Raw genomic sequence first — 13,383 nt, forward strand, 5'->3', positions numbered from 1 at the left:
GATGCGTGCACTGAACCGGATGCGGGTCCTGGGACTGATGTCGGGAACCTCCGTGGACGCCATCGATGCGGCGGTCGTCGATCTGGGCGAGGACGGGTCACTGCGGGTCGTCGACCACCGGGAGCTGGCCTGGGACGAGGAGCTGCGCCGTCGCATCCTCGCGGTGCTGCCCCCGGCCACGGTGGAGGTCGCCGAGGTCTGTGCCCTCGAGCAGCTGATCGGACAGGCGTTCGCGGCCGCCGCCAGCGAGGTGATGGCCCAGGTCGACGGTGTGGAGTTGGTGAGCTGTCACGGCCAGACCGTCTTCCACTGGGTCGACCGGGGTCGGGCCCTGGGCACCCTCCAGTGGGGCGAGCCGGCCTGGATCGCCGAAGCCACCGGGCTTCCCGTCGTGTCCCACCTGCGCGCGGCCGACATCGCGGCCGGTGGGCAGGGGGCACCCCTGGTGCCGGTGCTCGATGCCTGGCTGTTCGCGGATCGTCCGACGGCGGTGGTCAACCTCGGCGGGATCGCCAATGTCACGCTGGTGGACGACGGCGTGGCCCTCGCGGCCGGTGACACGGGTCCGGCGAACTGCCTGCTCGATGCGGTCGTCTCCCGCGCCACGGACGGACGCGAGGGTTTCGACCGCGACGGCCGGTACTCGGCGGGGGGCGCGATCATCCCCGACCTGTTGGCGGCCCTGCTGCGACACCCCTACCTGGCGCTCCCGCTGCCCAAGTCGACCGGACGAGAGGTGTTCTCCCTCGACTGGCTCGACAGCGTGGTGGCCTCGCTGCCGGGGGATGCCAGCAGTCCGCCACTGGCGGACTTGCTGGCCACCCTGGTGGAGTTCACCGCCGTCACGTTGCTGGCCCACCTGGAGCCGACGACCCCGGGACCGGGGTTGCCCGCCGCAACCACGATCGAGAGGGTCGTCGTGTCGGGTGGGGGAGCGCACCACCCGGGGTTGATGGCGCGGCTGCGGCGGGACCACCCTGAATGGGAGGTCGTCCCACCCGAGGTGGCCGGCATCCCGGGTGATGCGAAGGAGGCCGTGCTCGTCGCCCTGCTGGGCTGGTTGTCGGTGTCGGGTCGCGCTGGGATCGCAGTCGACGGCCACGGGCACGCCCTCACGGGAGCCCACACCCCACGGGTGCTCGGTACCCTCACCCTGCACGGGTCCGCAGGGTGGTTCGGGCTCAGTGGAGCAGGGTCGCGCCCTCGTCCGGCTGGTGGCCCTCGTCCGACTGGTGACCCTCCGACTGTTGACGACGCATCAGGAAGGCCAACACCAACACCGGCACGGTGAGCGCTGCCGCGAGGGTGAAGGCGATCCGGAGGCCGTCCAGTTGCGCCGTCAATTCCGGAACCCCGGCAGCGATGTGCCGGTTGGCGGTCGACTCGAACAGCGTGACCAGCAACGCAGCACCTGCGGCACCCGCCACCTGCTGCAGGGTGCCCAGACCTGCCGACCCGTGTGAGTACAACCGGGGCGGCAGCGCGTTGAGCGCCGTGGTGAAGCTCGGGGTGAACATGAACGACAGGGCGAGGCTCATCACCGCGTGCATGCCGATCAGCATCCACAGGGGGGTGTTCGGGGTGACGCGGCTCATGGCCAGCACCATCATCCCCAGCACGAGGGCGGCCGGCACCACCAGAGGACGAGGGCCGTAGCGGTCGAACAGGCGCCCGACCAAGGGGCCCAGCAGTCCCATGGCCAATCCACCCGGCAGCATCGCCAGGCCGGTGACCGAGGGCGAGAGCTGGCGGACGTCCTGCAGGTAGATCGGCCAGATGAGCGCCACCCCCATCAGCGCCAGGAAGGCGAGCATCATCACGCCGAGTGCGGCGGAGTAGTTGCGATGGGCGAAGGTGCGCAGGTCGAGCAGGGCGATGTCGGACTTCTGCAGCACCAGTTGTCGCCACACGAACGCCAACAACGCGAGCAGCGCCACCACGCCGGCGACCATCAGGTTCATTGACTTGGCAGGTGCACCCACCAGCGAGAGCGTGTAGACCAGACCGCCGAACCCGAGCGCCGACAGCACCACCGACAAGGCGTCCAGCGGGGTGCGGCGCAGTTCCGAGACGTTGCGCAGTTTCACGGCACCGTAGGCGGTGGCCGCCATCGCGATCGGCAGAACCAACCAGAACAGCCAGCGCCAACTGGCGACCTGCAGGACGAATCCCGAGATGGTCGGACCCATCGCCGGTGCCATCGACATCACGATCGAGACCAGGCCCATGGTCTGGCCTCGCCTGTGCATCGGTACCAGGTTGAGGATGGTGGTCATCAGCAGGGGCATCATCACGGCGGTACCGCTGGCCTGGACGACGCGTGCCCCGAGCAGCACGCTGAAGTTGGGTGCCAGGGCGGCCAGCACGGTGCCGGTCATGAACAGCGTCATCGCCGTCAGGAAGACCTGGCGGGTCGTGAGGCGGTCCATCACGAACCCGGTGACGGGGATCACCACCGACAGCGTCAGCATGAACCCGGTGGTGAGCCACTGGGCGGTCCGGGCGTCGATGCTGAAGTCAGTCATCAGGTGGGCGATGGCCACGCCCAGCACGGTCTCGTTGAGGATCACCACGAAGGCAGCAGCCAGCAGCACCCAGATGACCCCCCAGTCGATGGGGGCCTCGCCGGGGGTCGCGGACGGGGCGGGATGCTCGGTCAGGATCGGTTCGGCGGCCATGGGAGTCCCCTGTCTGGGATGTCAGCGTCTGGGATGTCAGCGTCTGGGATGTCGGCGTCTGTGATGTCAGCGTCTGTGATGTCGACGACTGGGATGTCAACGTCTCTACAACGCCCGGGGTGTGGTCTGTGCTGGGGTGTCGTCGTGCTGGGGTGGGCGGGTCGCGGCGCCGTTGCCGGCTGCCAACTCTACGCGAACCGACCGACAGATCCACACCCGATCAACCAGCGCCGGGCGGGTGCTTGGATGGGTGCATGAGCGACATCGAGCTGAGCTGGTCGACCGAGCAGCGCAACCCTGACACCCTCGACCTCGACACGCTGGCGACACCCGACCTGGTGGGGGCGATCGTCGCAGCCGACGATGTGGTGGTGCCGGCCGTGCGTGCCGTGGCCGACCGAATCGCGGCTGCCGTCGAGCTGGCGGTCACGGCGATCGCCAACGGCGGACGAGTGCACTACGTGGGCGCCGGCACCTCCGGGCGCCTGGGAGTGCTGGACGCGGTCGAACTGTTCCCCACCTATCACGTCGGTGATGACGTCGTCGCTGCGCATCTGGCCGGCGGAGAGGCCGCGATGACCCGCGCTGTCGAGGGTGCCGAGGACGACCCGGCGGCTGGTGCCGCCATCGTTGCCTCGGCCGGGGAGCACGACCTGGTCGTCGGGATCGCCGCCTCCGGCCGGACCCCTTTCGTGCGTGGGGCTCTCGCCGCCGCCAGGGAACGGGGACTGGCGACGGTACTGGTCTCGTCCAACGTCGCCGCTCCGCTTGCCGACCTCGCCGATGTCGCGATCCTGCCCGACACGGGCCCCGAGGTGGTCACCGGGTCGACCCGCATGAAGGCGGCCACGGCGCAGAAGTTGGTGCTCAACACCTTCTCGACAGCCACCATGGTGCGCCTCGGCAAGACCTGGTCGAACCTGATGATCAACGTGCAGGCGACCAACCTCAAGCTCGAGCGTCGCCTCGTGCACATCGTGGAGCAGGCCACCGGTCTGGACGCCGAGACGTCCGCCGACCTGTTGTCGCGTTCGGGGGGCGACCTGCGGGTGGCACTGGTGTGCGGACTGTCAGGGGCGCCGGTGGACGACGCCAGACGAGCCGCGGACGAGTTCCCGCCCGACCCGAGGCGTGCTCACGACCCGGCAGGCATCAGGTCGGCGGTGGCCCAGCTCAGCGGTCGAGCCGCCACAGCGTCTGCCACTCCACGCCGAGGTCGAGCAACATCTGCCTGACCAGCGACAACGAGATACCGACCACGTTGTGCGGGTCGCCCTCGATGCGGGTCACGAAGGCGGCTCCCAGGCCGTCGATGGTGAACCCGCCCGCGACCCGTTCCGGTTCCCCGGTGGCGGCGTAGGCTGCGATCTCCGCATCGGACAGGTCGGCGAAGGTCACCCGGGACTGACCGCCCCGGCTGGCCCTGAGGCTGACCCCGCCGTCGGGTCCCGCCCGGTGCACGATCACATGGTGTCCCGTCCACAGCACCCCGGTGGTGCCTCGCATCGTGTACCAACGGGCGATCGCCTCCGCCTCATTGCCGGGTTTGCCGTGGCGTTGACCGCCGAGCTCCAGCAGCGAGTCGCATGCGATCAACGCCCAGTCCTCGTCGTCGGACAGCTCGGCTGCGACCACGGACCCCTTGAGTTCGGCCAGGGCGATGGTCAGCGCCTGGGTGGTGGAACGCTGCAGGGAGTCCTCGTCGGCGTGGGAGACCCACACCTCCGGGTCGAGACCGGCAGAGCGCAGCGCCGCGAGCCGGGCGGGCGACTTCGAGGCGAGGATGACCCGCACGTCAGCGGTTCCGGTAGTGGTTGCGCCAGGCGCCGCGCCCCGGTACGAGGGGACGGCGCAGGACACGGTGGTAGGACTTCCATCCGGCAGCAAGCGGACGGTCGTCGGTCTCCCTGGGCGGTGTCGAGCCAACCGCCGCCAGCGCGGCGACCACGGCCGCCAGCTCGGCGTCGTCCGGGTTCCCGCGCAGGATCCGCAGGGCCGACTGGCCCGTTGCATCCGTCACAGGTCCATCGCTCACAGGTCCATCGCTCCCAGGTCCATTCGTCACAGGTCCATCGCTCCCTGGTCCATCCGTCACAGGGGAATGTTCCCATGCTTCTTCGGGGGCAGTGTCTCGCGCTTGGTGCGCAGCAGCCGGAGCACGCGGATCACCTCGGCCCGGGTCTCATGGGGGTAGATCACCTGGTCGATGTAGCCTCGCTCCGAGGCGACGTAGGGGTTGGCGAGTTCGTCGTTGTACTCGTCGATGAGTTCCTTGCGGCGGGCCGCCGGGTCGGGATGGCTCGCCAGTTCCCGTCGGTGCAGGATGTTGACCGCGCCCTCGGCGCCCATCACCGCGATCTGCGCCGTGGGCCACGCCAGGTTGATGTCCGCACCCAGGTGTTTGGATCCCATCACGTCGTAAGCCCCGCCGTAGGCCTTGCGGGTGATCACCGTCACCAACGGCACGGTGGCCTCGGCGTAGGCGTAGATGAGCTTGGCGCCTCGGCGGATGATGCCGTCGTACTCCTGTTCGGTCCCGGGCAGGAAGCCGGGCACGTCCACGAAGGTGAGGATCGGGATGTTGAACGCGTCGCAGGTTCGGATGAACCGTGCCGCCTTCTCCGACGCCTTGATGTCGAGGCACCCCGCGAACACCGAGGGCTGGTTGGCGACCACACCGATGGAGCGACCCTCGATGCGTCCGAACCCGCAGATGATGTTGCCCGCGTACATCGACTGCACTTCCAGGAACTCGTCGTCGTCCAGCACCGTGGCGATGACCTCGCGCATGTCGTAGGGCTGGTTGGGCGAGTCGGGGATGACGGTGTCGAGCAGTCGGTCGTGGTCGGTGATCCCCAGGTCGGTGAAGGTCGGGTCGACCCCCGCGTCGCCCACGATCGGTGGGTCCTCGAGGTTGTTCTGGGGGAGGTAGGTGATCAGGTCACGCACGTACTCGAGCGCATCATGTTCGTCGGCGGCCAGGTAGTGGGCCGTCCCGGACTTGACCGAGTGGGTGCGACCGCCGCCTAACTCCTCGAGCGTGACGTCCTCGCCGGTCACCGTCTTGATGACGTCGGGCCCCGTGATGAACATCTGCGAGGTCTGGTCGACCATCACGATGAAGTCCGTCAGGGCGGGGGAGTAGACGTGGCCACCGGCCGCGGCGCCCATGATCAGCGAGATCTGCGGGATCACCCCCGAGGCGTGGGTGTTGCGTCGGAAGATCTCCCCGTAGAGACCGAGCGAGACGACGCCCTCCTGGATGCGGGCACCACCGCCCTCGTTGATGCCGATCAGCGGGCAACCGGTCTTGAGTGCGAAGTCGATGATCTTGACGATCTTCTCCCCGTAGACCTGCCCCAGGGCGCCCCCGAAGATGGCGACGTCCTGGGAGAAGACGCACACCGGTCGACCGTGGATCGAACCGAGCCCGATGATCACCCCGTCACCGTAGGGGCGCTTGTTCTCCATGCCGAAGGCGTGGCTGCGATGCCGCGAGAACTCGTCCAGTTCCGAGAAGGAGCCCTCGTCGAGCAGCGCATTGACACGTTCGCGGGCGGTCAGTTTCCCCTTGGCGTGCTGACGCTCGACTGCTTCGGGAGCGGCGGCGTGGACTGCCTCGTCGATGCGGCGTCCCAGGTCGGCCAGCTTGCCGGCGGTGGTGTGGATGTCGGGATCCATGACATGACACTATCGGCCCATGATCGAGCTTGCCGAAGCGCTGCGAGGTACTCGTTGGCGGAGGGTCGAGGTGCTCGATTCCACCGGGTCGACGAACGCCGACGCAGCCGTCCTGGCGGCTGCCGGGGAGCCCGACGGGGCCGTGGTGGTGGCCCTGCACCAGACCGCCGGACGCGGCCGGTTCGACCGCCGTTGGGAGGCCCCGCCGGGGGCAGCCGTCGCCACCAGCGCGGTGGTGCGCACCGATCGTCCGATGGTGGACTGGACCTGGTTGCCGTTGGTGACGGGGGTGGCCGTGCTTCGCGGGATCCGCGCCGTCGCGCCCGGCTGCGAGCTCGAGCTGAAGTGGCCGAACGATGTCCTGGTTGCCGGCGGGGATGCGCCCGGAAAGGTGTGCGGGATCCTCTGCGAACGACACGAGGGCCTCTCGACCGCCCCGGGTGCCGCCGCCGTGATCGGCTTCGGGATCAACACCTCGCTGACCCGTGAGCAACTGCCCGTGCCGACGGCCACCTCACTGGCGCTGGCGGGTTTCGACGTCGAACCCTTGACCGTGGTGGCGTCGGTGCTGAGGGAACTGGACGACCTGCTGGCCGTCTGGCAGGAGCGTGGCCACCTGCGCGAGGCCTACACCGCCGCGTGCGGCTCGATCGGGCAGAACCTTCGGGTGCAGGTGAGCGATACCGAGCAGGTGAGCGGGGTGGGCGACTCCATCGATCCCGCGGGACGACTGGTGGTGCGCACCGCTGACGGCCTGCGGGCCTTCTCGGCAGGAGACGTCGTGCATCTGCGCCGGGGCTGAGTTCAGTCCTGGTCGTCCCGGTGGGCGCGGTAGATGAGGTCGGCCAGCAACCCCTCGATGTCCTTGACCTGGGGCACGTCGTGCAGCACGACCGGCCGCTCCGAGGCGGTGGAGAAGACCAGCGTCCCGCACCCGAACATGCGGTCGATGATGCCCCGCTCCGAACCGACCGAGTCGATCCGTGACAGCGGCAGTTCGTGACCGTAGCGGTTGAGCACGCCGTGCTTGGTGATGACCCGGCGGGTGGTGATGGTGTAGCTGGTGGTGAACCACTCGATGAACGGACGAACCGAGAACCACAGCACCAGCAGTGCTGCCGCGCCGATGGTCACCCAGGTGGCGATCGGCTTCCACTCCGGCGGCAGCACGGCGATCAGGGCAGCCGCCAAGGAGGCGACCAGCAGGGCAAGCAGGATCGGGACGAAGACCGCCTTGCCGTGGGTGCGCACCCGCACGAGGGTGCGCTCGTCGGAGTCGCCGCGCCCCTTGAACAGGCGAGCCCTGGATTCACGTGCCATGTCGTCAAGTCTGGCAGACCGGATCACGCCGGTAGGCTCATGCCCCGTGAGCACTCCCTCTTCGGCGGCGGATGGCCGTCCTGCTGTGGCTGGCCCCTACACGATCGGCATCATCGGCGGAGGCCAGTTGGCTCGCATGATGCACCAGGCCTCGATCGGTCTGGGCGTGCACATCAGGCTGTTGTCGGAGGCCGCCGGCTCGTCCGCCGCCCAGGTCATCGGCGACGTGGTGGTCGGGGACCACGACGACGAGGCGACGCTGCGGGCCTTCGCCGAGGGCTGCGACGTGATCACCTTCGACCACGAGCACGTGCCCACCGCGTTCCTGCACCGACTCGAGGACGAGGGTGTCTGTGCCGTGCGCCCCGGACCATCCGCGCTGGTGCACGCCCAGGACAAGGCGGTCATGAGGCAACGACTGGGCCCCTTCGGTGCCCCGGTGCCCGCGTACGCGATCTGCGAGAGCCCTGACGAGCTGAGCGCCTTCGGCGAGAGGCAGGGGTGGCCGATCATCGCCAAGACCAGCCGGGGTGGGTACGACGGCAAGGGGGTCTGGAAGCTCGACTCGGCCGACCAGGCCCACGAGCCCTTCGAGGGCCTCAAGCGGACCTCGGCGGGGGAGCGGGTGGTGATCGTCGCCGAGGAGTTCGTCCCCTTCGTCCGCGAACTGTCGGCCCTGGTGGTGCGCAGTCCTGCCGGGCAGGCCGTCGCCTACCCGATCTCGGAGTCGGTGCAACGAGACGGCATCTGTGTCGAGACCACCACCCCCGCCCCCGGGCTGACCGACGACCAGTCGATCGCCTGCCAGCAGTTGGCGCTCGGCATCGCCCACGAACTGGGGGTGGTCGGCATGCTGGCGGTGGAGTTGATGCAGCGGGAGGACGGCTCGGTGGTGGTCAACGAGTTGGCGATGCGTCCGCACAACACCGGTCACTGGACGATCGACGGTGCCCACACCAGCCAGTTCGAGAACCACCTGCGCGCCGTGCTCGACCTGCCGCTCGGGGACCCCGGTCTGCGGTCCCGGAACGTCGTGATGGCCAATGTGCTCGGTGGTTCGGAGCCTGACCTCACCGGGGCCTTGCAGCACTGTTTCGCGCGTGACCGCAAGCTGCGGGTGCACCTCTACGGCAAGGACGTGAAGCCCGGACGGAAGGTCGGTCACGTGACCTGTCTGGGGAACGATCTGGACGACACACTGCGCCGCGCCCGGCATGCCGCCGGCTACCTGATGGGAGATGCCAATGCCTGAGGCCCGTGTGGGAATCGTGATGGGTTCCGACTCCGACTGGCCCACCATGGAAGCCGCAGCGGCGGCCTGCGAGGAGTTCGGGGTGGCGGTCGAGGTCGACGTCGTCTCGGCGCATCGCATGCCCGAGGACATGCTCGCCTACGGACGAGGGGCCCACACCCGCGGGCTCGAGGTGATCATCGCCGGGGCCGGGGGGGCCGCGCACCTGCCAGGGATGCTGGCCGCCCTCACCCCGCTGCCCGTCATCGGGGTGCCCGTGCCGCTGAAGTACCTGGACGGGATGGACTCACTGCTCTCGATCGTGCAGATGCCCGCCGGTGTGCCCGTGGCCACCGTGGGCGTGGGCAACTCGCGCAACGCCGGACTGCTGGCGGTGCGCATCCTGGCGGCCGGTGACCCGGTGTTGACCGAGGCGATGCTGGCGTTCCAGGAGGGTTTGCGTGACCTGGCGAGATCCAAGGGCGAGAAGCTGCGGTCACTCAATCGGCCAGGCGCAGGAACTCCTCCACCGCCTCCCGGTGGGGGATCGAGCCCAGACCCTTGCCGGTGACCTTGAGACCCGCCGCGGCATTGGCGTAGCGGGCGGCATCGGCCCACGACAGCCCACGGGTGACGGCTGCCACCATCGCCCCCGTGTGGGTGTCACCGGCGCCATTGGTGTCGACGGCCCGCTGGGGGAACCCTGGTATCACCTCAGTGCGTGAGCCGTGCCAGACGGCGCAGCCCTGGTCGCCGTCGCGGACCACCACCGCCCGAGGCCGTGACAACCGCCCCGCGACCAGTCCGGCGGCCCGGTCCATCTCGTCGGTCCCGACGAGGGCAGCGGCCTCGTCCATGTTCGAGGTCCAGACGGTGGTCACCGCCAACACCCGCGAGACCACCTCGGGCGGCAGTTCGGCGAAGATGGCCCCCGGATCCAGCACCACGTCGACCCGCTGGCCCCCGTCGCCGATGGGCAACCCCTCGAGCCAGGCCAGCAACGGGGTGAGGGTGGGTTCCACCAAGGAGTAGCCGGAGACGCAGACGAGGTCGCCCGGCTGGGGTGCGCTGGTGTCGAAGGAGCCCACGCTCACCTGGCGTTCGGCTCCCCAGGTGGTGACGAAGGTGCGCTCTGCGGTGGGCTCCAGCAGCACCACGCACACCCCGGTGTCGAGCTGCTCCACCGGCGGTGAGGTCACCTCGACCCCCTCGCTGTGCAGGGCATGGCGGATGAGGTCGGCGTTGATCCCTGACCCGACCGATCCGGCATGGACGGCCGTTGCGCCCGAACGGGCGGCGGCAATCAGGATGATCGCCGCGCCGCCCGGCTGCCGGGTCACCCCGGCAGCCATCACGTTGCCACCCCGGGGAGGCAGCCCGGGCACGTCACAGACCAGGTCGACGAGGGCCTGGGCCGTGTGGATCAGACGAGCCATCCCGGATCCTCAGCCGAGGGGGGTGAACGCCAGCCGCATCGCCACCGGCTGTGCGGTCACCCGGTACTTCTGCTGCGGCAGCGGCCCACAGGCACCCGATCCGGCCGGAGCCACCCTGGCATCGAGTGTCAACCAGTTCACCTGGTCGGCCACCAGATCGGGGGTGTGGCGGGCCTCGCGGATCGCATGCTGGCTCCACGGTGCCAGCGAGACGGAGATCGGCTCGGCATCACCCAGCACGGTCACCCGGAACCCCGCCTCCCCGACAACCCCGTCACCGGACCCCCCGTCGCCGGACACCCCGTCGCCGAACACCTCGACCCAGCGCACCTCGCTGCGGTGTCCGTTTCCCTGGGGAGCCACATACGGGGTCTGCAGCTCGGACACGTGGGCGCTCCAGCGTCCGATCTTCTGGGACTCGTGGGTGTCGACATAGCTCTCCCCGGGTCCACGGCCGAACCAGGTCAGCTGGTCGAGGCCCGTGGGCACGCTCATGGTCAGTCCCAGACGGGGCAGCATCTGCTCACCCCAGGGACCGTGCGGTTCAGCGGTCAGGTCGAGCACCAGCGACTCGCCCACGGCCCGCCACTCGAACCGGGCCACGTAGTCGCGACTGGACGCGGCCGCGGCCGTGCGGGTGGTCACCACCAGCGCCCCCTCGGCCTCCTCGACCGACAGCACCTTGCTGTGCAGGCGGTGCAGGCCGATCTGTTCGCCCGCGCGCCTGATCACCTGCCCCCCGCCCATGCGTTCGTTGTCGATCCAGGCGCGGAACAGGTCGAACTCCACCCCGTCGAGGTCGATGCCGCCCAGGCGTACCAGGCGTCCGTGCTCGTCGAATCGGGCCGGGCCGACGGCCCAACCACCGGGCTCGGACACGACCCCGATGGCGTCGCCGGTGACGATGCGCTGCTCTCCGGCAGACAGCAGTCCCTGGCCGGAGGCCACCTCGTGGCCCGCCTTGGCCCACGCCGTGTCGGAGGCAAGCCGGGCCGTGACCGTGAGCCAGCGCTCCCCGGATGCTGCCGGCAGCCCGGAGATCTCCTCGGGAAGTGACACGGTCACGCTGTGACCGGCATCGATGGTCGGCACGTCCAGGTCACCGGAGGCCAGCTGCTGTCCCTCGTCCGACACCGACCACGCGTAGGTGTAGGCGGAGTCGTCGGCGAAGCTGAGCACGCTGGTGAGGGTGATCTCGTCGCCCACCACGATCCTGATCGGTGCGATCACGGTGGCGAACTCGACCAGGCCGGGGCTCGGGGTGCGGTCGGGGAACACGAGGCCGTCGATGATGAAGTTCCCGTCGTGCAGTTCCTCGCCGAAGTCGCCGCCGTAGAGGTGGTGGACGCCCGCGTCCTCGGTCGCCGATCGACGAGCCGACGGGTGGGAGGTGGCCTGCACCCCGTGGTCGATCCACTCCCAGATGAACCCGCCGTGCAGCTTGCTGTGGGCGTCGAACAGGTCGGAGTAGTCACGCAGTTCACCGGGGCCGTTGCCCATGGCGTGGCCGTACTCGCAGAGCAGGTGTGGCTTGGCCAACTCGTTCTCGCTCTGCGGGCGGGCGCCCAACTTGCTGCCCTCGGGCAGGTCGCGCTTGGCGCCGATCGCGTCGAGCTCAGGGATCGAGGTGTACATCTGACTCCACACGTCTGACACCTCGACGTCGTAGTCACCCTCGTAGTGCAGGAACCTGCCGGGGTCACGCTGCTTGGTCCAGGCGGCCATCCGGTGGTGGTTCTCACCGAAGCCCGCCTCATTGCCCAGCGACCAGCTGATGATGCTGGCGTGGTTCTTGTCGCGCTCGACACTGCGCTGCATGCGGTTCATCAAGGCGTCGAGGAAGCGCGGGTCCGCGGGCGGGTTGGCCACCCAGCCCTCGGCCTGGAAGCCGTGGGTCTCGTGGTCGGCCTCGAGCATCACCCACAACCCGTACTCGTCGCAGAGGTCGAGGAACCGCGCATCGGGTGGGTAGTGGGAGGTGCGGACGGCGTTGACGTTGTGCTGCTTCATCAGCAGCACGTCGCGCAGCATGGTCGCGTCGTCGAGGCTCCGCCCGCGGACGGGGTGCCACTCGTGGCGGTTGACCCCACGCAGGGTGATCTGGCGCCCGTTGACGAGGATGCGGTCACCCTCGATCCGCACGGTGCGGAAACCGACCCGCACCCTGACCTGCTCGGTCTCGGTGGCCACCACCGCCTCGTACAGGTGGGGTGTCTCCGCCGTCCACGGCTGCACCTGACCGAGGTGGTGTTCCACGTTTGCGGCGACCTCGTGCAGGGCCAGTTCGGGGATGCTGACGGTGGCGAGCACCGGCTCCCCGGCCCGAGTGACCTCGACCCGCAGCACGCCGGCACCCGTGTGGTGGTCGTAGTCGGCATGGACGAAGACGTCGTCGATCCCGAACTGCGGACGCGCCAGCAGCGTGACGGGACGGAAGATGCCCGACAGCCACCACATGTCCTGGTCCTCGAGGAAGGTGGCGTCCGACCACTGCTGCACCTGCACGGCCAGCACGTTCTCGCCGTCGACCAGGTGGTCGGTCACGTCGAACTCGGTGGTCAGCCGCGAACCCTTCGAGAAGCCCAGTTCGTGTCCGTTCAGCCAGACCACGAAGGCCGAGTCCACTCCCTCGAAGCGCAGCACCGTGCGGGCCTGGTCGCGGTCCCAGCCGACGGTGAAGGTGCGCTGGTAGAGCCCGACTGGATTCTCGTCCGGGACGACGGGGTCACCCCCGGCACCGTAGGTGGGGATGGGGTAGTTGACGTTGGTGTAGGCCGGACGCCCGTAGGGGGCATCGCCGGCGGGGTCGACCATCTGCCAACAACTGGGGACGGCGAGGGTGTCGAACTCCGAGGCGTCGAAGCCCGCAGTTCCGAAGCCCTTGGGCACCTCGTCGAGTGAGCCCACCAGCCGGAAGGCCCAGTCACCGTTCAGCGAGGTCTGCGGGGCATCGGTCTGCAGGTGGGCTCGGGGCGGCATTGCACCCTGCCACGGCGTGAAGTCGGCGATACGGGAAGTCATGCCAACCACCCTAGCC

The 13,383-nt window shown here is 69.2% G+C and carries 12 protein-coding genes; 5 read left to right on the forward strand and 7 right to left on the reverse strand.

Annotated features, from left to right (window positions below):
• Position 1: 1 nt before the first annotated feature.
• Positions 2–1,291, forward strand: a complete 1,290-nt coding sequence (locus H507_RS0111235) for an anhydro-N-acetylmuramic acid kinase (RefSeq protein WP_157438969.1) — start codon at positions 2–4, stop codon at positions 1,289–1,291.
• Here the strand turns inward: H507_RS0111235 and H507_RS0111240 are convergent.
• Positions 1,182–2,678 carry an MDR family MFS transporter gene (locus H507_RS0111240; RefSeq protein ID WP_022910812.1) on the reverse strand — a complete coding sequence of 499 codons (1,497 nt, stop codon included), beginning with the start codon at positions 2,676–2,678 and terminating at the stop codon, positions 1,182–1,184. The genes H507_RS0111235 and H507_RS0111240 overlap by 110 nt on opposite strands.
• 254 nt (positions 2,679–2,932) lie before the next feature.
• Between H507_RS0111240 and H507_RS16380 the strand changes: the two genes are divergently transcribed.
• Positions 2,933–3,913, forward strand: coding sequence for an N-acetylmuramic acid 6-phosphate etherase (locus H507_RS16380; protein ID WP_022910813.1), 981 nt, complete (start codon positions 2,933–2,935; stop codon positions 3,911–3,913).
• Here H507_RS16380 and H507_RS0111250 read toward each other — a convergent pair.
• Genes H507_RS0111250 through H507_RS0111260 form a run of 3 tightly spaced genes read right to left on the reverse strand, consistent with a single transcriptional unit; the run spans position 3,852 to position 6,359 of the window.
• Positions 3,852–4,472 carry a Maf family protein gene (locus H507_RS0111250; protein ID WP_022910814.1) on the reverse strand — a complete coding sequence of 207 codons (621 nt, stop codon included), beginning with the start codon at positions 4,470–4,472 and terminating at the stop codon, positions 3,852–3,854. The two genes, H507_RS16380 and H507_RS0111250, sit on opposite strands and share 62 nt — an antisense overlap.
• 1 nt (position 4,473) lies before the next feature.
• Positions 4,474–4,713, reverse strand: a complete 240-nt coding sequence (locus H507_RS0111255) for an acyl-CoA carboxylase subunit epsilon (protein ID WP_026378127.1) — start codon at positions 4,711–4,713, stop codon at positions 4,474–4,476.
• Positions 4,714–4,769: 56 nt separating this feature from the next.
• Positions 4,770–6,359, reverse strand: coding sequence for an acyl-CoA carboxylase subunit beta (locus H507_RS0111260; RefSeq protein ID WP_022910816.1), 1,590 nt, complete (start codon positions 6,357–6,359; stop codon positions 4,770–4,772).
• Positions 6,360–6,378: 19 nt separating this feature from the next.
• Between H507_RS0111260 and H507_RS0111265 the strand changes: the two genes are divergently transcribed.
• Positions 6,379–7,161, forward strand: a complete 783-nt coding sequence (locus tag H507_RS0111265) for a biotin--[acetyl-CoA-carboxylase] ligase (RefSeq protein ID WP_022910817.1) — start codon at positions 6,379–6,381, stop codon at positions 7,159–7,161.
• A gap of 2 nt (positions 7,162–7,163) precedes the next feature.
• Here the strand turns inward: H507_RS0111265 and H507_RS0111270 are convergent, their stop codons facing one another.
• Entirely contained in the window at positions 7,164–7,679 is a 516-nt protein-coding gene (locus H507_RS0111270) for a PH domain-containing protein (RefSeq protein ID WP_022910818.1), read from the reverse strand.
• A gap of 46 nt (positions 7,680–7,725) precedes the next feature.
• On the opposite strand from H507_RS0111270, the gene H507_RS0111275 reads away from it, so the two are divergent.
• Both H507_RS0111275 and purE read left to right on the forward strand, forming a co-directional pair.
• Complete coding sequence (locus H507_RS0111275) at positions 7,726–8,931, forward strand: 5-(carboxyamino)imidazole ribonucleotide synthase (protein ID WP_281166940.1); 1,206 nt, start codon at positions 7,726–7,728, stop codon at positions 8,929–8,931.
• Positions 8,924–9,481: a 5-(carboxyamino)imidazole ribonucleotide mutase gene (gene purE / locus H507_RS16385; protein ID WP_022910820.1), complete on the forward strand. Its 558-nt coding sequence runs from the start codon at positions 8,924–8,926 to the stop codon at positions 9,479–9,481. The genes H507_RS0111275 and purE overlap by 8 nt, the downstream gene beginning before the upstream one ends.
• Here the strand turns inward: purE and H507_RS0111285 are convergent.
• Entirely contained in the window at positions 9,411–10,346 is a 936-nt protein-coding gene (locus tag H507_RS0111285) for a PfkB family carbohydrate kinase (protein ID WP_022910821.1), read from the reverse strand. The two genes, purE and H507_RS0111285, sit on opposite strands and share 71 nt — an antisense overlap.
• A 9-nt stretch (positions 10,347–10,355) precedes the next feature.
• A complete protein-coding gene (locus H507_RS0111290; RefSeq protein WP_026378130.1) occupies positions 10,356–13,367 on the reverse strand; it encodes a glycoside hydrolase family 2 TIM barrel-domain containing protein in 3,012 nt (1,003 codons plus the stop codon).
• Positions 13,368–13,383 lie beyond the last annotated feature (16 nt).

It is taken from the genome of Aestuariimicrobium kwangyangense DSM 21549, from assembly GCF_000421525.1.
Classification (GTDB): domain Bacteria; phylum Actinomycetota; class Actinomycetes; order Propionibacteriales; family Propionibacteriaceae; genus Aestuariimicrobium; species Aestuariimicrobium kwangyangense.